This is a genomic window from Rhizobium sp. RU36D, assembly GCF_900176345.1.
Classification (GTDB): Bacteria; Pseudomonadota; Alphaproteobacteria; order Rhizobiales; family Rhizobiaceae; genus Allorhizobium.
Genome location: NZ_FWXU01000023.1, coordinates 60,821 through 77,987 on the forward strand (window position 1 = coordinate 60,821; position 17,167 = coordinate 77,987).

At 63.2% G+C, this 17,167-nt stretch carries 16 protein-coding genes; 4 read left to right on the forward strand and 12 right to left on the reverse strand.

Annotated features, from left to right (window positions below; genetic code table 11):
* Nucleotides 1-22: 22 nt before the first annotated feature.
* Nucleotides 23-1,366: a polygalacturonase PglB gene (locus B9A97_RS22710; protein WP_084368106.1), complete on the reverse strand. Its 1,344-nt coding sequence runs from the start codon at nucleotides 1,364-1,366 to the stop codon at nucleotides 23-25.
* Nucleotides 1,367-1,523: 157 nt separating this feature from the next.
* Nucleotides 1,524-2,408, reverse strand: a complete 885-nt coding sequence (locus B9A97_RS22715; RefSeq protein WP_084368107.1) for a GntR family transcriptional regulator — start codon at nucleotides 2,406-2,408, stop codon at nucleotides 1,524-1,526.
* Nucleotides 2,409-2,616: 208 nt separating this feature from the next.
* Between B9A97_RS22715 and B9A97_RS22720 the strand changes: the two genes are divergently transcribed.
* The 3 genes from B9A97_RS22720 (at nucleotide 2,617) to B9A97_RS22730 (ending at nucleotide 5,364) form a co-directional block, all read left to right on the forward strand.
* Complete coding sequence (locus B9A97_RS22720) at nucleotides 2,617-3,552, forward strand: ABC transporter permease subunit (protein WP_179145368.1); 936 nt, start codon at nucleotides 2,617-2,619, stop codon at nucleotides 3,550-3,552.
* A complete protein-coding gene (locus B9A97_RS22725; protein ID WP_084368108.1) occupies nucleotides 3,549-4,322 on the forward strand; it encodes an ATP-binding cassette domain-containing protein in 774 nt (257 codons plus the stop codon). Before B9A97_RS22720 ends, B9A97_RS22725 begins: the two co-directional genes overlap by 4 nt.
* Nucleotides 4,323-4,440: 118 nt before the next feature.
* The gene (locus tag B9A97_RS22730) at nucleotides 4,441-5,364 is read left to right on the forward strand and encodes a sugar ABC transporter substrate-binding protein (protein WP_084368109.1); all 924 of its coding nucleotides are present in this window, start codon (nucleotides 4,441-4,443) and stop codon (nucleotides 5,362-5,364) included.
* A gap of 401 nt (nucleotides 5,365-5,765) precedes the next feature.
* On the opposite strand, the gene B9A97_RS22735 is transcribed toward B9A97_RS22730, so the two are convergent.
* Genes B9A97_RS22735 through B9A97_RS22750 form a run of 4 tightly spaced genes read right to left on the reverse strand, consistent with a single transcriptional unit; the run spans nucleotide 5,766 to nucleotide 10,199 of the window.
* On the reverse strand, nucleotides 5,766-6,614 hold the full coding sequence (locus tag B9A97_RS22735) for a fumarylacetoacetate hydrolase family protein (protein WP_084368110.1): 849 nt from the start codon (nucleotides 6,612-6,614) through the stop codon (nucleotides 5,766-5,768).
* Nucleotides 6,615-6,652: 38 nt separating this feature from the next.
* Nucleotides 6,653-8,230 carry a bifunctional 3-(3-hydroxy-phenyl)propionate/3-hydroxycinnamic acid hydroxylase gene (locus B9A97_RS22740; RefSeq protein ID WP_084368111.1) on the reverse strand — a complete coding sequence of 526 codons (1,578 nt, stop codon included), beginning with the start codon at nucleotides 8,228-8,230 and terminating at the stop codon, nucleotides 6,653-6,655.
* Between the two features lie 30 nt (nucleotides 8,231-8,260).
* A complete protein-coding gene (locus B9A97_RS22745) occupies nucleotides 8,261-9,154 on the reverse strand; it encodes a VOC family protein (protein WP_084368112.1) in 894 nt (297 codons plus the stop codon).
* Between the two features lie 4 nt (nucleotides 9,155-9,158).
* Nucleotides 9,159-10,199, reverse strand: coding sequence for an amidohydrolase family protein (locus B9A97_RS22750; protein WP_084368113.1), 1,041 nt, complete (start codon nucleotides 10,197-10,199; stop codon nucleotides 9,159-9,161).
* Nucleotides 10,200-10,321: 122 nt separating this feature from the next.
* On the opposite strand from B9A97_RS22750, the gene B9A97_RS22755 reads away from it, so the two are divergent.
* Nucleotides 10,322-11,041 (forward strand): GntR family transcriptional regulator, encoded by a 720-nt coding sequence (locus tag B9A97_RS22755; RefSeq protein ID WP_084368114.1) that lies wholly within the window; start codon nucleotides 10,322-10,324, stop codon nucleotides 11,039-11,041.
* Between the two features lie 4 nt (nucleotides 11,042-11,045).
* Here B9A97_RS22755 and B9A97_RS22760 read toward each other — a convergent pair whose 3' ends face one another.
* The 6 genes from B9A97_RS22760 to B9A97_RS22785 form a co-directional block, all read right to left on the reverse strand.
* A complete protein-coding gene (locus B9A97_RS22760; RefSeq protein WP_084368138.1) occupies nucleotides 11,046-12,476 on the reverse strand; it encodes an aldehyde dehydrogenase in 1,431 nt (476 codons plus the stop codon).
* Nucleotides 12,477-12,512: 36 nt separating this feature from the next.
* Nucleotides 12,513-12,947, reverse strand: a complete 435-nt coding sequence (locus B9A97_RS22765; protein WP_084368115.1) for a GlcG/HbpS family heme-binding protein — start codon at nucleotides 12,945-12,947, stop codon at nucleotides 12,513-12,515.
* 71 nt (nucleotides 12,948-13,018) lie between these two features.
* Complete coding sequence (locus tag B9A97_RS22770) at nucleotides 13,019-13,786, reverse strand: ABC transporter permease (protein WP_084368116.1); 768 nt, start codon at nucleotides 13,784-13,786, stop codon at nucleotides 13,019-13,021.
* Complete coding sequence (locus B9A97_RS22775; protein ID WP_084368117.1) at nucleotides 13,783-14,559, reverse strand: ABC transporter permease; 777 nt, start codon at nucleotides 14,557-14,559, stop codon at nucleotides 13,783-13,785. The genes B9A97_RS22770 and B9A97_RS22775 overlap by 4 nt, the downstream gene beginning before the upstream one ends.
* On the reverse strand, nucleotides 14,556-15,380 hold the full coding sequence (locus tag B9A97_RS22780; RefSeq protein WP_143530669.1) for an ABC transporter ATP-binding protein: 825 nt from the start codon (nucleotides 15,378-15,380) through the stop codon (nucleotides 14,556-14,558). The genes B9A97_RS22775 and B9A97_RS22780 overlap by 4 nt, the downstream gene beginning before the upstream one ends.
* 1 nt (nucleotide 15,381) lies before the next feature.
* On the reverse strand, nucleotides 15,382-17,124 hold the full coding sequence (locus B9A97_RS22785) for a thiamine pyrophosphate-binding protein (protein ID WP_084368118.1): 1,743 nt from the start codon (nucleotides 17,122-17,124) through the stop codon (nucleotides 15,382-15,384).
* Between the last annotated feature and the right edge of the window lie 43 nt (nucleotides 17,125-17,167).

Consider the following 17,167-nt stretch of genomic DNA (forward strand, 5'->3'; position numbering starts at 1 on the left):
CGCAGCACCTCCTGAAACGGGATCACGACCACACCGGCGGCTGGTCCTGCAGCGTCACGATGGGCTCCGGGGAAAAACCTGGGGGCAAAGGATCGGGACGGCTCACCTGCACGTCGTCGAGCGCGAGGTTTTCGACATTGGAGGCGAAAATCCCCGGCATTCCGCCTGGATAGGGCACCAGACCGATCACCTTGCCATCCTCGCCCCGAACCCAGGCATTCGCCCGGCCGGCAGCATCAGGAGAGGGCGCCAGGTCAAACTTGGTCGGACGCACATCGTAGCGGCAGGCATTGAAACGCCCTGGCTGCTGGCGGACGGTCAAGCGACGCAGCGTGACATTCCGGATCAGGCCCGGACGATCGGCATAGAGGTTGATCGCACCTTCCATCAGGCCATCGATGTCCTCGAACAGCACATTCTCGATCACGCCGGCGGCTTGCGTGCTGCGGCGGTCGAGAGCGGTTGCCGTAATCGCTTCTCCCGAACCCCAGAAGCCTTCCGGCGTTTCCCGGCATTCGAGTGTCAGTCGGCGGAAGGATACATTCGCCAGTCGACCTCCATCGCGGGAGAAGAGGCCGAGAGCCCGGTTGCTATGGGCGATCTCACAATCCTCGAAAGCGATGTCTTCCATGTCGCCGAAGCTCTCGGTTCCGAGCTTGAGGGCGCAGCTTTCACTGGTGATCTTGCAACTGGCGACACGGATCTGGCGGCATGCACCGATCGGCAAGCGGTCGATGCCGCAGCTCGTTTTCAGCACGACACCGTCATCGGCCGTGTCGATGATGCAATTCTCGATCGTGACACGCTCGCAGCCATCGACCACCACGCCGTCGGTATTCGGCATCTTGCGATCATTGATGATGCTCACACCGTCAAGCGCCACGTTCGCGCTGCGGATCAGATGAACCGTCCACATGGCCGAAAGGCCGATGGTGATGCCCTCGATGCGCACATCGGTGCAGCGGTCGACAACAAGGGTTCGTGGACGGTGGCGCGATGGGATGTAAGTCCCCATCTCCTCCAGCATACCCTCTATATAGGCTTCTCCCGGCGCTTCGATCCTGCCTGGTCCATGGATGCGGATCGAGTGGGCGTCCTTTGCAAGGATCAGCGCACGATCGGAATCCTCGGCGATGACATCCACAGTGTTTGACGCATACCGCGCATAGTCGGGATCGAAGCGCAGCACGGCGCCTTCCTCGAGATAAAGATCCGTGCCGCTGGGAAGACGAAGGGCGCCACAGGAATAGATGCCCTTGGGCACATGCAATGCCACGCCCTGATGCGCCGCTGAAACAATCGCGTCCTGCAGCGACTGGGTGGCCTTAGCCGAATATTCAATGAATAATTTTCTTGATTCTGTCACCGCAAGCCCCTCCTACCAGGCAGCAGTTTCATGGAAAACCCCGCAATTTCGAGCGCTTGAAACGCCGGTGGCCCATATCAATCCGATTTCTGCGCCAAATACAAAATGAAAATTTTTTCTTCATTAGGGAGACTTGGGAGCCGCAGCCGATCTTCGATCACTCCTCGGTCGATCGCAGAAGCGTGGCGCGAGCTGAGAGGAGATGCGCGCGGCAGGCGGCTTCGATCCGTTCGGGGTCGCGGCTGGCGAGAGCGTCGATATAGGCGAGATGCTCCTTTATCGCCACTTCGTTGCGCTGGCGCTCATCGTGCTTTCTCCACTGATAATGATAGTGGAACACCAGCGACATCACATCCGAGAAACTGTCGATGAACCGGTTTGGAGAGGCCGAACTAATCAGGCGGTGGAAGTGGCTGTCGAGCTCGGAGAAATCCTGGAACCGCGTGTCGATATCGTCGAGCAGTTCGACATGCGCCACGCGGATTGCCGCCAGCTCTCGCCAGAGCGGGGAGGACAGATCGAGCCCGGCAAACAGCCTGGCCGAGCGCAGCTCGTACATCTCGCGCACTTCGAACAGCTCAAGGGCAAAGTCCTTGGTGAAGCCCCGGAATACCCAGCCGGTATTGTTGCGCTTCTCGATCAGCCCGAACCTCTGGAACCGGTTCAGGAACTCGCGGATGATCGTCGTGGCGATCCCGAATTTTCGCGCGAGTTCCAGTTCGTTGATCAGCGTCCCCGGACGCGGGTCGTCCTTGAGGATCCATTGCATGAAGTTCTTCTCGACCTGGGCCGAGATCGGGACGGTTTCGGCATCGGGAAAACGCTCCGAAGAACCGGGCGAGCGCAGCTTGATCCGCGGCAGAGCGGTCGAGACAAGGCCGCATGCGGTGAAGGCTGCGAGCACCTTGCGCACCGTCGTGCGGCTGATGTCTAGCTGCATGGCAAGCTGGTTTTCGGTCGGCATTTCCGCGCCCGTCTGCATGCTCTCAAGCAAATCAAGAGCATGGTTGAAGGCCTTCTTGTAGATCGTATCGGATTTCATCTCTCTGGAATTCCTAATGTATTTTAATACATAAAAAACAACTTGTCAGTGAAATCAAGCCTGTCTCTTATACATATAAAACAGGGAGGCAGAATTGGTCATCAGTCAGAATAGCGATCAGGAGGTTGCGCATGCCGGGCGGGAGCCGCCGCCGCGACGATGGACAGGCGTGGACCTGGCGCTTGCGCTTCTGGGGATCGGTCCGCTTTTGATCCTCTTCCTCCTGGTCGTCGTCATAGGCCTGGTCACGCCGAATTTTCTCAAGCCGGTCAATCTCGGCAACATCCTCTCCCAGACGGCTGTCATCGCCATTGTCGCCATGGGCCAGCAACTGGTGATCCTCACCCGCGGCATCGATCTTTCCGTGGGATCCAACCTGGCGCTCGCCACCGTGATCGGCGGCCTGACCTACCAGCAGATCGATTCCGCGCCTCTGGTGATGCTGGCGATGCTGGTCTCGGGCGGGCTTGTCGGCGCCATCAACGGCACCGTGTTCGTCTATGGCCGGCTGCCTCACCCGTTCATCATCACGCTGGCGACCTTGAGCATCTGCCGCGGACTGGCACTCGAACTGGCGCCCGGCCACACCACCATGCGCGGCATGCCGGATGCGGTCAGCGCCATTGGCAACAACTGGAGCCTTGGCTTGCCGAATTCCTTCTATGTGGTGGTGGGCGTTGCCCTGCTGCTGTTCGTGCTGATGAAGGCAATGGTCGCCGGGCGCTGGATCTATGCCGTCGGAGGCTCGCCCGAGGCCGCCAAGAGCATGGGCATACCGGTCAAGAAGGTGCTGCTCGCGACCTATATCCTGTCGGGTCTTTGCGCAGGGGTCGGCGCCATCGTGCTTTCGGGTCGAACGGCCGCCGCGTCGCCGCTCTATGGCAATCTCCTGGAACTGGACACGATTGCGGCCGTGATCATCGGCGGCGCCAGCTTCCTGGGTGGCCGGGGACACCTGTTCCACGCGCTTATCGGTGCCGTCCTGATCGGCGTCATCCGCAATGCGCTGAACCTGCTGGGGGTCGATGTGTTCTGGCAGATGATTGCCATCGGCCTCGTGATCGTCGTCGCCGTCGAGGCGGATGTGCTGCGCAACCATCTTGAGGCGCGGGCGCGCGTGCTGCAGGCCGGGAGGATGTCATGACTGCAGCCAGCCAGTCGGCCACCCAGCCGGCCCTCAGCGTCCGTCATGCGCAGAAGCGTTTCGGGGCGATCCATGCCTTGAAGGGCGTGAGCCTGGATGCCTATCGCGGCGAAGTCCTCGCTCTGCTCGGCGACAATGGCGCCGGCAAGTCGACCCTGATCAAATGCATCAGTGGCATCCATGCCCTGGACGAGGGAGAGATCCTGATCGATGGCGCGCCGGCGCCCCTGCATTCGCCCGCCGCGGCGCGCGATGCGGGCATCGAGACGGTCTATCAGGATCTTGCCCTGTTCGACAATCTAACGCCGGCGCAGAACTTCTATTGCGGGCGGGAACTGGATTTTCCGGCCTGGCTTCCGAAGCCGCTGCGTTTCCTCAGCAACCGCGCCATGAACCAGGAAGCGGCCACAGTGATCGACCGGCTGAAAGTGAAGCTGCCAAAATTCGATGCGCCTGTCGCGCTCATGTCCGGCGGCCAGCGCCAGGCCATTGCGGTTGCCCGCGCCACCGTCTTTGCCAGCAAACTCGTCATCCTGGACGAACCGACAGCCGCGCTGGGATTGCGGGAATCGCGCAAGGTTCTGGATCTCATCGCCCAGCTTCGCGCCGAGAGAAATGCCGTCATCCTGATCACGCACAACATGGAACATGTCGTTGAACTGGCCGACCGCGCCGTCGTGCTGCGCCAGGGCCACAAGGTCGGGGAGTTGAAGCCGACCGGCGCCAACAAGCATGAACTCGTGTCGATGATCGTCGGCGCAGAGAACTAGGACATCAGGCCGAATACGTCAGCGTCCGCAGGAGGGATGCACGCGGTCTTGGGGATCGCCGTCTGGGAGGGCGGCGTATGTGTTGCCCCGCGTCGGGGCGCTCAACAGGGAGAGGGACATGAAATCGAGACTGATGACAATCCTGGGCGCAATCGCGCTCCTTGCCGTGGGGGCCGGGCCGGGCACGGCGCAAGACAAGGTGAAGCTCGGCTTCATCACCAAATTTCCCGTGCCGTTCTTCGCCACCATGGAAAATGCCGCCAAGGCCTATGCCGCGGCCAATCCGGGTGTCGAAATCAGCTATGGCCAGGGCATGTCGGCCACCGACATCGAAGGACAGATCGCGCTCATCGAATCCATGGTCACGAACGGCGTCCAGGGCATTGCGCTGACCCCGGTCGATCCGACCGTTGCTCCCGCACTCGACAAGGCCGTGGCGGCCGGCATCAAGGTCGTGCTGATGGACAACAACATTCCCGACTGGAAGAACGGCACGGCGCTCGCCACCACCGATAACTACAATGCCGGCAAGATCGCCGGGACCTATCTCAAGACGGTCCTCAAGGATGGCGATACCCTCGGCATTCTCGAAGGCGTTCCGGGCGTACCGGCGCTAGATGACCGGGTCAACGGCATGCTCGAGGGCCTGAAAGGCGTCAACGTCACAATCGTGGGGCGGGGCGCCACCAATTGCACCGAGGAGCTTGGCATCAGCGTGGCGGAAGACCTGCTGACCAAGACCCCAGACCTCAAGGCAATCTATGCAGCCTGCGGTCCGCCGGCCGCCGGCGCTGCACGCGCCATCAAGAATGCGGGCATCGCCTCCGACAAGATCGTCCTGGTCGGCTTCGATTTCTGCTGTGGCGAGGAAGAGGCGCTGAAAGACGGCATCGAGGATGCCTCCGTGGCCCAGTTCCCGGCAAAGATGGCGGCGCTTGGCGTCGATGCGCTGGTCAAGTCGATCAAGGGCCAGCAAGTCGAATCGCTCATCGATTCCGGTGCAGCCCTTGTCACCAAGGACAACATGGACAAGTTCAAGTGATGTCCGGGCAAGCCGGGCTATCCCGGCTTGCCTCAATTTGCTGACAAAGATAGGTTTTCCGCGAGACCCTATTCAGCCGTCATTCCGGCGAAGGCCGGAATCCAGCCACGGCGTGTCTGCCCCGTGAAATGAGTCTTTCGCAATCAAGGACTTGATTGCGCTGGATGCCGGCTCGGCGGCCGGCATGACGGTGAGGTTTTCGGTCAAAACCAACATCGAAAGACCTGGAATGAGAATTTGTCAGCAGCCCGAGGCAAGCCGGGCCATCCCGGCTTACCTTATTTTCGGGAGCGGCGGCTTGATCGGATCGAGGTCAGGCGAATGGGGTGGCAGTCACCAGAACAGGTCCTGCCGCCCGACATCGCCGCGCCCACGCCACCACTGGCACGGCCTGCGCAGGCTCAGCGCACCTCGTCCTTGATGGGGTTGCGCAAGATGCCGAGCCGATCGATCTCTACCTCGACGACATCGCCCGGCTTCATCCAGAGCGGCGGCGTCCGCTTGGCGCCCACTCCACCTGGCGTGCCGCTGACGATCACGTCGCCGGCTTCCAGCCGCGTGAAGGTCGAGCAGTATTCGATCTGCCGGGCGATATCGAAAATCATCTGGTCGAAGGTCGCGTCTTGCACCACCTGCCCGTTCAGGCGGGTCTGCAGACGCAGGTTGGCCAAGGGACCGAGTTCGTCCGGCGTCATCATCCACGGACCGAAGGCGCCGGTATCGGGGAAGTTCTTGCCGGGCGTGAACTGGTGCGTGTGGTACTGGAAATCCCGGATACTGCCGTCATTGTAGCAGGCATAACCCGCAACATGCCTCATGGCTTCGTCGCGGGAAATGTAGCGGCCCGGCTTGCCGATGATCACCGCAAGCTCGCCCTCATAGTCGAGATGCGTTGACACCTTTGGCCGGATGATCGGTGCGAGATGGCCGGTCTGGCTGTTGGCATAGCGGGCGAAGATCGTCGGATTTTCAACTTCGCTGCGGCCGGTCTCCTTGCGATGCGTCTCATAATTCAGGCCGACGCAGAGGATCTTGTCCGGGTTGGGCACCACCGGCAGCCATTCCAGGTCGGTGATCGGCGTTGCGGCGGCCGAGGCTGCGGCCTCTGCCACGCCGGCGAAATTTGCTGCGATCGCCGCCTTGAGATCGCCGTAACGGGCGGCGAGATCAGCGCCGACATCGCGGAAAGTGTCGCCTTTGACAATGCCCCAGGTGGTGCGGCCAGCGATCTTGACGGTGGAAAGTCTCATTTTACGGGTCCGTGAACGTGTGTGTTTCGAAAGGCGCGTCAGGCAAGGCGCAGGCGCAGGTCGTCCATCTGCTGGCGAAGCGCCTCGAGGGTCTGCGCGGCGCCGAAGACGTAATGGTCCGGGCGGACCAGCGCGGCGATGACCCCGTGTCGGTCGAACCAGGCGGACAGCACGCCGTCCTTTTCTTGAAGGGCCGTCGGATCGGCGGCGTCATGGCCTTGAGGGGCCACAGCCACAATCACGATCCCGTCGATCGCCTGGGCCAGCGCCTCGACGTCCGCTGCCTGGATCCGGCGACCGTCGAGCACCAGCCTCCAGGCCGGTCCGGTGAACCGATCCAACAGGCGCGTCGAAGCGCCTTCGACGATCACCGGCTGCGGGAAGAGCAGTCCCCGTGCCGGGGAGCCCCCGGTCGCGATCAACCCATCCTCGATCGGGGGCACGATTTCCTGGCGGGTGATGGTCAGCGGCTTGCCGCCGCCATCGGCGAGAATGCGTGCGTCTCGTGCGGCAGCGGCATCCGGATCGCGTTCGCAGATGGTCTGGCCAATGACCTTGATCTTGCCGGTCAGCGTCTGCACATGCCGCTTGCGCTCAATGGTATAGCTATCGAGCAAGGCGTCGGAAGACTGACCCTTCAGGATCCGGTCGAGCCTCCAGACGAGATTGGAGACGTCGCGCAGGCCCTGGCACATGCCCTGCCCGATGAAAGGCGGCTGCTGGTGCGCGGCATCGCCGGCAATCAGCACGCGGCCGTTGCGCCAGATGTCGGCGACCAGCGCATGGAAGCGATAGGCCGCCGCCCGCCAGAGATCGCCCTCGTCCGAAGCGAGCCAAGGCGAAAGCAGCCGCCAGACATTGTCAGGCTTTTCCATCTCTCGCGGGTCTTCGCCCGGCAAAAGCATGATCTCCCAGCGGCGATGGTTCTTCGGCCCCATGATGTAGCTTGTCGGCCGGGCGGGATTGCAGAACTGGGCCGATGTCTGCGGCAGCTTGCCAAGCGCATCCTCATGGACCTGCACATCGACCACCAGCCACGGCTCGTCAAAGACCAGATCCTCGAGCTTCATGCCGGAGAGCTCACGCACCCGGCTCGAGGCTCCATCGCAGCCGATCACGTATTTCGCGGCGACGTTCCGCGTGTTGCCGGACGCATCCTTCAACGCCACGACCACCTGATCGGCCCGCGGGTCCAGACCGGTCATTTCTGTTCCAAGCTCAACCGTCACGCAGTCGAAGCTTTCGGCATGGCTTCGCAGCACCGCCTCGACCGGCGGCTGGGTAAACACCATGCTCGGCGTATAGCCGAGCGGATAGGGCTCCGGGATCATGTCTATCCGCCGGATGAGTTGTCCTTGGGCACCGAAATGCTGGGAGGCCGTGAACGGGGCGATATAGGGCGAAACCGCATCGGCGATGCCCATATTGTCGAAGTGCCGCATGATCTCGTGATCGATGGCGATGGCGCGCGGCTTGTCATAGATGCCGGTCAGCCTGTCGACGACCAGCGTCGAGTGGCCACGCGCGCCGAGCATGCCGGCGGCGACCGCGCCAGCCGGGCCGAAGCCGACCACGACAACGTTATACCTGTTCGAAATATCGTTCTCGTTCGTCACGGAAAACCTCTGCAAACGGTAGCGGCGGGATCAGGCGCCGGAAAAACCGATGGAAATCTGTGCCTTCTTGCAGGCCTCGCTCTTGGGAGGGGCAATGCCCCAATGATCCGTACGGCCAGGAGGCCAGACCCATTCGTCCGGTCCACGGAAGCGATAGTCCTTGTCGACCTGCAGGACCTCGGCGGTGTATTCGGCAACAACGCCCTGCGGGTCCACGAAATAGGCGAAGACGTTGTCGCCCGGTCCATGACGGCCGACACCCCAGCCGATCGGATAGCCCTGATCCACGACACGACCGGACCCGCGCATGACCGATTCCAGATCGGGCATCAGGAACGCCACATGGTTCAGGCCATTCGTCGGGGCCTCTGCCAGCACGACCGCATGGTGGTCTGCGTTGCAGCAGAGGAAAGCCATGAGCTTCGACCGATCCGTGAGACGAAAGCCGAGGGTTTGGCGATAGAAGTCTGACAGGGCCTCGATCCCGGCGCTGTTGATATTGACATGCGCCAGGCGATACGGGCGGTTGGCGACAACCCTGCCTTCCCGGCGCTGGTCCCCGAACACGAATTCCAGCACGGAACCCTGCGGCTCGCGGATGACGAAACGTTCGCCGCCGGAAGGCGCATCGGCAGGCCCCACCTCCCGCAGCACGGCGCAACCCGCCGCAACGGTGCTGGCGAAGAGGGCCGTCAGGTCATCCGCAGAGCGAACGCGGAAGGTGACCTTGCGCAGTTCCGCCCGATCGCTCTGCTTCAGTTCCAGAACATGGAAGTCCTCGCCCGTGGCGGCGAGAAACACCTTGCCGCCGGCCTCGGCGACCACATCAAGTCCCCAGACGCGGGTGTAGAAATCGACAGACGCCGCGAGATCGGGCGTCCCCAGTTCGACACTGCGCAGGGCGGTGACGGGAAAATCGGTCATCGTGTCAAACCTCATCCAGAGCGAGAAACGCGCGGGCGTTTGCAAATGTCAGGCGCTCGCGCAGGCCGGCATCGGCGAAAGCCTCCTCGATGCGGGCGACGGGCTCCGTCTCGCGAAAATTGAAGGGATAGTCGGTGCCGATCATGACCCGGTCCCTGCCGAAGACGGACACCACGCGGCGCAGGGCATCCGCATCAAAGACGAGCGTATCGACATAAAGCCGTTTCGCCTGGGCCGAGGGCGGCTCCGGCATGAGGTCCCGGAGTGCCGGGAATGCGGCATAACCCTGCTCCAGACGCGGCAGCAGCGATGCAAGCGTGCCACCGCCATGGCTGAAGGCGATCCTAAGGTTCGGGAATTTCTGCAACAGCCCGCCTGTTATCACGGAAGCCGCCGCAAGGCCGACATCGGTCGGATAGCCAAGCACCTGCTGCAGGGGTGCGGGCCCGACAAGCCGGTCCATTCCGGCCGGACGCACCGCATGGACGAAGACCGCCAGGCCCAGCCTTTCAGCCTCGGCAAAGAGGGGGTGAAACTTGGGGTCGCCGATCGCGACACCGTTGATGTTGCTGCCGATCTCAACGCCCTTGAAGCCAAGTCGGACGATGCGGTGCAGTTCGGCGATAGCAAGCTCTATATCCTGCATCGGCAGGCCGCCCAGCCCGACAAAACGACCGCCGCCTTCTGCCACCAGTGCGGCAATCATATCGTTGACATAGCGCACGAGATCGTTGGCCGCCTGCGCTTCGATCCAGTAGCCAAACAGCTCCGGCATCGGGGAAAGCGCCTGAACCTCCACGCCGCAGCGATCCATGTCCTCAAGCCGACGCTCGGCCACCCAGCAAGCATCGCTCACGGTGCGATAGGGCTTTTCGTCGATCACGACAGTCGCATGGCATTCGGCAGCAGGAACCATCGAAGGCCATCCCCTCACCGCGCCACCGCCGGCCGGCAGCGGAAAACGGGAGGGTACGACATGGCAATGGACATCCACGCCGCCGCAGCCGCAACCACCCCTGAAACGTCCTGCCTTATCCTCGCCCACACCAGCCTCCTGTGTTGGATCTCAGATAATATACAAAATTATCTTCGTAAAGCTGGAATTTATAAATTTTAGATTCGAGATGCGCTCGTGTATAGAATACTGGCTTGATCAGTGGGAATTGGATGAAAAGCGACGTGCCGAACAGAGAGCTGGAAAGCCCTGCCACCCTTGCCACGAGCATCTATGAGCGGCTGAAGGCAGACATCCTGTCGGCGCGGCTGGAGCCTGGCCGCAAACTCCAGCTGCGTTTCCTGATGGAGCACTACGAAGCCGGCCAGACGCCCTTGCGGGAAGCGCTGAATCGCCTCACCACCGAAGACCTTGTTATCGGCAAGGAGCAGCGCGGTTTCTTCGTCAAGCCGATCAGCCTGGAAGAACTCGGCGAACTGACCAAGACCCGCTGCTGGGTCGAGGGGCTGGCGGTGCGGGAATCCATCGCCAACGCCACCCCGGCATGGGAAGAGGCCCTCATCGTCGCGCATCACAGGTTGGATCGCGCGCCCCGCTCGCTCAATCCCGAACGTTTCGAAAGCAATCCGGAGTGGGAGCGGCTACACCGCGCCTTCCACGCCACCCTGATCAGCGGCTGCGGATCACGCCCGCTGATCAGCTTCTGCGAACAACTGGCCGACCGGCTGAGCCGCTATCGCGCGCTGTCCAGCCGAAAGGCCTTCCGGGTTCGCAAGGTGAGCCAGGAACATCAGGATATCCTCAAGGCCGTGCTGGATCGAGACAGTGAAACCGCCATGCAGCGACTGCAACGGCATTACGAGCAGACTGCGGACTTCATCCGGGAAGATCTCGAACCTGGTGAGGCCGGCGACGCAAGGTCGCCGGCCTGAATGATCAGATCGGATAGTGGCCCGGCAGGGTCTCGACAGTGATCCAGCGCAGTTCGGTGAATTCGGCGATACCCGCTTGTCCGCCGAAACGGCCATAGCCCGAGCCCTTGACGCCACCGAACGGCATCTGCGCCTCGTCATGCACGGTCGGGCCGTTGATGTGGCAGATGCCTGACTTGATGCGGCGGGCAACGCGCAGGCCGCGAGCGGCATCGCCGGTGAAGACCGAAGCCGAGAGGCCGTATTCGCTGTCATTGGCGAGTTCGATGGCATGGTTTTCGTCACGCGCCCTGAGGATGGCAACGACCGGGCCGAAGCTTTCCTCGCCGTAAAGACGCATGTCGCTGGTTACGCCATCGACCACGGTCGCCGACATCAACACACCCTCTGCGGTCCCGCCGGCCGCAAGCCGCGCACCCTTGGAGACGGCGTCCTCGATCAGCGCCTTGACCTTGTCAACGGTTTCCGTGCCGATGACCGCGCCCAGAGGCGCCTTGCCTTCCGCCGGATTGCCGGCCACCAGCGTGGCGGCCTTGGCCCGGAACTTGTCCACGAAGGCATCGGCAATCGCGTCGACGACGATGATGCGTTCCGTCGACATGCAGATCTGGCCCTGGTTGAAGAATGCGCCAAACGCCGCGGCGGCCACGGCCTCGTCGAGATTGGCATCGTCGAGCACCAGGAAGGGTGCCTTGCCGCCGAGTTCCAGCAAGACAGGCTTCAGGTGTTCGGCCGCGCGCAAGGCGATCATCTTTCCCACCCCGGTGGATCCGGTAAAGTTGATCCGCCTGACAGCGGGGTGATCGATCAGCGCGTTCACCACCTCGGCGGCGTCTTCCGGCGCATTGGTGACGACGTTGACGACGCCATCCGGGAAGCCGGCTGACTGGAAGCACTCGACGATCAGACTGTGGACGCCAGGGCATTTTTCGGAAGCCTTGAGCACGACCGTATTGCCGCAGGCCAGTGCCGTCGCGATGGCCCGGACGCCGAGAATGACGGGTGCGTTCCAGGGCGCGATGCCGAGGCAGACGCCGACCGCTTCCCGCACCGACATGGCATGGCAGCCCGGCTTGTCGGAGGGAATGACCTCACCCTTGATCTGTGTCGTCAGCGATGCCGCTTCGGCGATCATCCCGGCGGCGAGCATGACGTTGAAGCCCGCCCAGCTTGCGGTCGCGCCGGTCTCGGCCTGCATCAGCGCAATGAAATCGTCCTTCTTTGCCGCCAGCGCATTGGATGCCTTCAGCAGGAGCTGCCGTCTGGCATTGGGACCTGTCTCGGACCAGGCCGGGAAGGCAGCGGCGGCCCGGTCGGCGGCGGCGGATGCGTCCTGGGCTGTCGCAGCCTTGGCCGTGCTGGCGATTTCGCCGGTCAGCGGGTTGAGGCGGACGAATTCGCCCGTCTTGCCGGAAGTGGATACGTTCTGCTGCATGGCAGCCTCCATTGTTTCAGTTGAGCTGAAGTCCTGTCAGGCCGGCAGCTTGGGAGCAGCGCGGAAACCGGCCTTTTCGATGCCGGCGATGGCGCATATCTCGTCGTTGTCGCCGATATCGCCGGAAATCCCAACGGCGCCTACGACCGTGCCAGCCGCATCGAGAATGAGGACGCCACCTGGCGAGGGCACCATGCGGCCCGCGCTGACCGAGGCCAGCACCGTGATAAAGGCCGGGTTCTTGGCGGCGCGTTCCGTGAGCTCCCGCGTGCCAAAGCCCATGCCGAGCGACCCCCAGGCCTTCCCATAGGCGATATCGAACCGGACGATGCCGGCGCCGTCCTCGCGCTTGTAGGCGACGAGATGACCGCCGGCATCGAGAACCGCGACGGCGAGCGGTGCCAGCGAACGGCTGCGCCCTTCGGCAATCGCGGCATCGACGATGATGGAAGCATCAGAAAGCTTGAACATGCGGTGGTCCTGTCTTGTTGAGAGGGTATCTAGAGCCTTTCAGGTAAAATAGAACCCTGAATGGCTCGGGGTTAGCGACCGGCACCCTGCCAGCGCAGGAGGCGACTTTCGACCGCGGAGAGCAGCCTGCTGCCGACGAGGCCGATGGCACCAAGGATGACGATACCTGCGAACAGGTCGGCCGAACGGAAGCTGCGGCTTGCCAACAGGAGGCTCTGCCCCAGCCCTTCCCGGCTGGCGAGCATCTCGCCGACCACCGCCAGGATCAGCGAGATGGTCAGGCCAAGCCTGAGGCTCGCCAAGATCATCGGCATGGCGCTCGGCAGCGCCAGTTTCCAGATCACCCCGGCGCGGCTGAGGCCCAGGACCGCGCTGACCTCATAGAGCCGCGGCTCCATGGCGGAAAATCCATGGATCGTCGCGAGCAGCATCGGCCAGAGTGCGCCGAAGGCGATGACCACCAGCACCATGTTGTCGGAAAACCCGAGAAGCGCGATGGCGACGGGTATCATGGCGGAGGCCGGCAGAGGTCGCAGCAGTTCGAGCGTCGGCGCGACAAAGGCCCGTGCCCGTTTCGATATGCCGATCAGTGCTCCGAGAAACACGCCGACGAGCGACGCCAGCAGCCAGCCCAGCAGCATGCGCTGGACCGTCTCCAGGGTCTGCGACAGCATGGCGCCGCCGGAAAGGCCATTCACCAGCGCCGCAAAGGTCCGCTCCGGGCCGGGAAGGAAGATCGGCGACACGAGTTTCGCATCGGTCACCAGTTTCCAGAGCAGGATGAAGAGAGCCAACCCGCCGAGGCCGAGGGCAAGCTTGCGAAGGGCCAGATGCTTCATCGATCCTCTCCCGTCACAAAAGCCGGAAAGAATGTCCGCTGGGCGGCGTTGACGAGAAGGCTGATAACCCAGCCAACGGCGCCGATCCAGATCAGGTATGCAAACATTTCCGCAGGCCGCAGCGCCTGCTGCGCCATCATGATGCCGTAGCCGAGGCCGAGCGGATTGGCGGTGATCTCCACCGTTACCGCCACGACCAAGGCATAGCCGGCGGCAAGCTTCAGCGACACGAAGAGTTGCGGCAGGATGGCGGGCAGCACGATCTTCCTGACCCGCGCCGCAAAGCCGAGCTGCAGCACGGCCGATACCTCCAACAGGCGCGGCTCCATGTCCTTCACCGCCGCGCGAGCCAGAACGACCGATGGCCAGAGCATGCCGAGCGCGACGATGACGACCTCCATCTCCGTGCCGACGCCAAGCAGCATCATCACGACAGGGATGAGCGCCACAACCGGCACCGGCCGCAGCAGCTCGATGGTGAGATCGAGTGCGTCATCGGCAATGCGGAACAGGCCCAGCACGATGCCAAGCAGCGATCCAACGCCGACGCCGAGAAGGCAGCCGGTTGCAGCCGCCGTCAGCGTATCGACCGTCGCCCGGAGCAGCGTGCCGTCACCCATGACGGTAACGAACGCGCTGGCGATATCGATCGGGCTTGCCAGGCTGTCGCTTTCCAGCTTTGTGACGGTTGCAGCCACCTGCGCCAGGATGATGAGCACCACCGGCAGCAGCGCCGCCCGCCAACCGCTCTTGAGCACGCGCGCCGGGCTCATTGGTGGTCGTCCTTGATGAGGTCGTAGAGGTCGCGGCGCAGACGCAGGAATTCCGGATCCTCGCGGGTCAGAAGCTGGTGGCGCGGTTTTGCCAGCGATACGTCGACGATACGGCCGACCCGACCGGGATTGGGCTGCAGGCAGATGATCCGATCGCCGAGATAGATCGCCTCCTCGAGATCGTGGGTGACGAACACCATGGTGGCGCCTGTGGTCGCCACCAGCCCGAGCACCTCGTCCTGAAGCGCCTGCCGCGTCATCGCGTCGAGCGCGCCGAAAGGCTCATCCATCAGCAGCACCTTTGGCTCCTGCGCCAGGCAGCGGGCGATCTGCAGGCGCTGCTGCATGCCGCCGGACATTTCACGCGGATATTTGCCGGCATGCTGGCCGAGGCCGATCTTTTCCAGGAGATCGCGGATGATTGCGGGGCGATCTTTCGCCGGGCAACCGCGCGCCTCAAGCGCCAGGGACACGTTTCCGGCCGCCGTGCGCCAGGGCAGCAGCGCCTTTCCATAATCCTGGAAGACGATCGCGACGGAGCGGTTCGGGCCGCCGATGACCGAGCCGTCCAGTTCGACGCTGCCGGAGGTCGGCCTGGCCAGGCCGGCGAGCATGCGTAGCAAGGTGGTCTTGCCGCAGCCAGAGGGGCCGATGACGGATATCGTCTCGCCCGGTGCGATATCGAGGCTGATGCCACCGATGATCTGCAGCGCTCCATAGGACAGCGTGACGTCGCGGATGCGGATGCGCGGCTCGCCGGATCGCGCAGCGGGACTGGCTGCGCTTTGCCGGGGGTGCGTGGAAAGCTGGGTTACGACCATATCACGCTCCCTTCACCAGCGCGGCGTGAGGGCCGCCGGCACCCTTCTGGAAACCGTAGGCATTCATTTTCGCGAAGTAGGGCATGCTCGGATGGGCCTCGAAACGGACATGGCAATCTATAACTGCCGGCAGGCCGGAGGCGATAGCGCGTTCGAGCGCGGGGCCGATCTGCTCCACCGTGGTGACGCGTTCGCCGTGGCAGCCGAAGCCGCGCGCTACGTCGGCATAGTCGATGCCTTCGAGATCCGTGCCGAACGAAAAGTCGTAGGTCTTGCGCTGCCCCATCTTGATCACGCCCCAGGAGGCATTGTTGTGGATGATGTTGATGATCGGCAGGCCATAACGCCGCGCCGTATCCAGTTCGGCAAGCGTAAAGCCGAAGGCACCGTCGCCGCAGATGTTGAAGACCGGCCGGTCGGGATGAAGCAGCTTGAGCGCCACGGCGTAAGGCGTTCCGAAACCGAGTTGGCACATGCCCGGCTCATGAAAGCGTGTCCGCTCGACGGTGGCCGGCGTCAGGTCGTTGCTCCAGAAAGAGGTATGCCCGCCGTCATAGGCGATCAGCGCGTCCGCCGGCAGCAGCTTTCCCAGCTCCGTGCCGAGGCGGGCGGGATGCATGATGGCCCCGGTATCCTCAGCCATGCGCTCGAGCTTGCCGCGGTAGCCGGCATAGATGCCGCGCAGCCTCTCGAGCCAGTCCGAGCGCTGCGGCATGGGGCGGCCCTTGAGGGCCACAAGAAGGTCGGCAAGCGCGCCTTTCGCATCGGCCCAGATGCCGAGGGCGTGCGGAGCATTTGCACCAAGGCTCATCGGGTCGATATTGATGTTGATGAGTTGGGCTCCGCCTTTCGCCAGTGCGCCGCCCTCGTCCCAGAGCCAGGACGAGAAGCGGCAGCCCACCGCCAGCACGACATCCGCCTCCGCAAATGCCGTGGGAATGGCGTCGCCGCCGATGATACCGCCATGGCCGATGAAGAAGGGCGAATCCGAGGGAACCGTTCCGATGCCCATCTGGGTGGCGAGCGCGGGCGCCTTCAATTCGGCGATGAGTTCGCGGAACAGGTCGCCGCCATTGGCCGAGACGACGCCGCCGCCTGCCACCAGAACAGGGCGTTTGGCGGACGCCAGCATCTCCGCCGCACGGGCGATCTGGGCTGCCGGCGCACGCGGGCCCTCGACCGCGCGATAGACATCCGGCGCAAGCGACAGCGCCTCTTCGTCGAAATCGAACCGGGTTGTGAAGATTTCCTGCGGCACGTCGAGATGCACAGGCCCGCGTCTGCCCGTCAGCGCCTGGCGGAATGCATCGCGAACGAGGTCTGGCAGGCGGCGGCCATCGTGGACCACGGCGCTCCATTTGGTGAGCGGCTTCAGCAGTGCGTGGGTGTCCAGGTCCATGAACATGCCGCGGTTCGGATAGGACGCGGCCTGATGGTTGTTTGACGTGATGAGCAGGAGCGGCAGGTTGTTGTTGAAGGCCGTGCCGACGCCGCTGACCAGGTTTGAAGACCCCGGCCCCATCTCGCCGAGCGCCACGCAGATGCGCCCGCTGGCGGCAGCGACGGCGGCCCCCATCAGCGGACCAGAGGCCTCGTGGCGCACGCCAAGATAGCGAATGGAGGGCTCGCGGGAAATCGCGTGGAGAAGCGGGTTCAGCTTGCCTCCTGCGATGCCGAAGACAAACGGAACGGCTTCCGGAACGAGCAAACGGGTCAGCGCCTCGGCGCCGGTCATCTGGACCATGATGTCACCTGTAGAAAACGGGGAGCGTGGCCGGGGAACATCA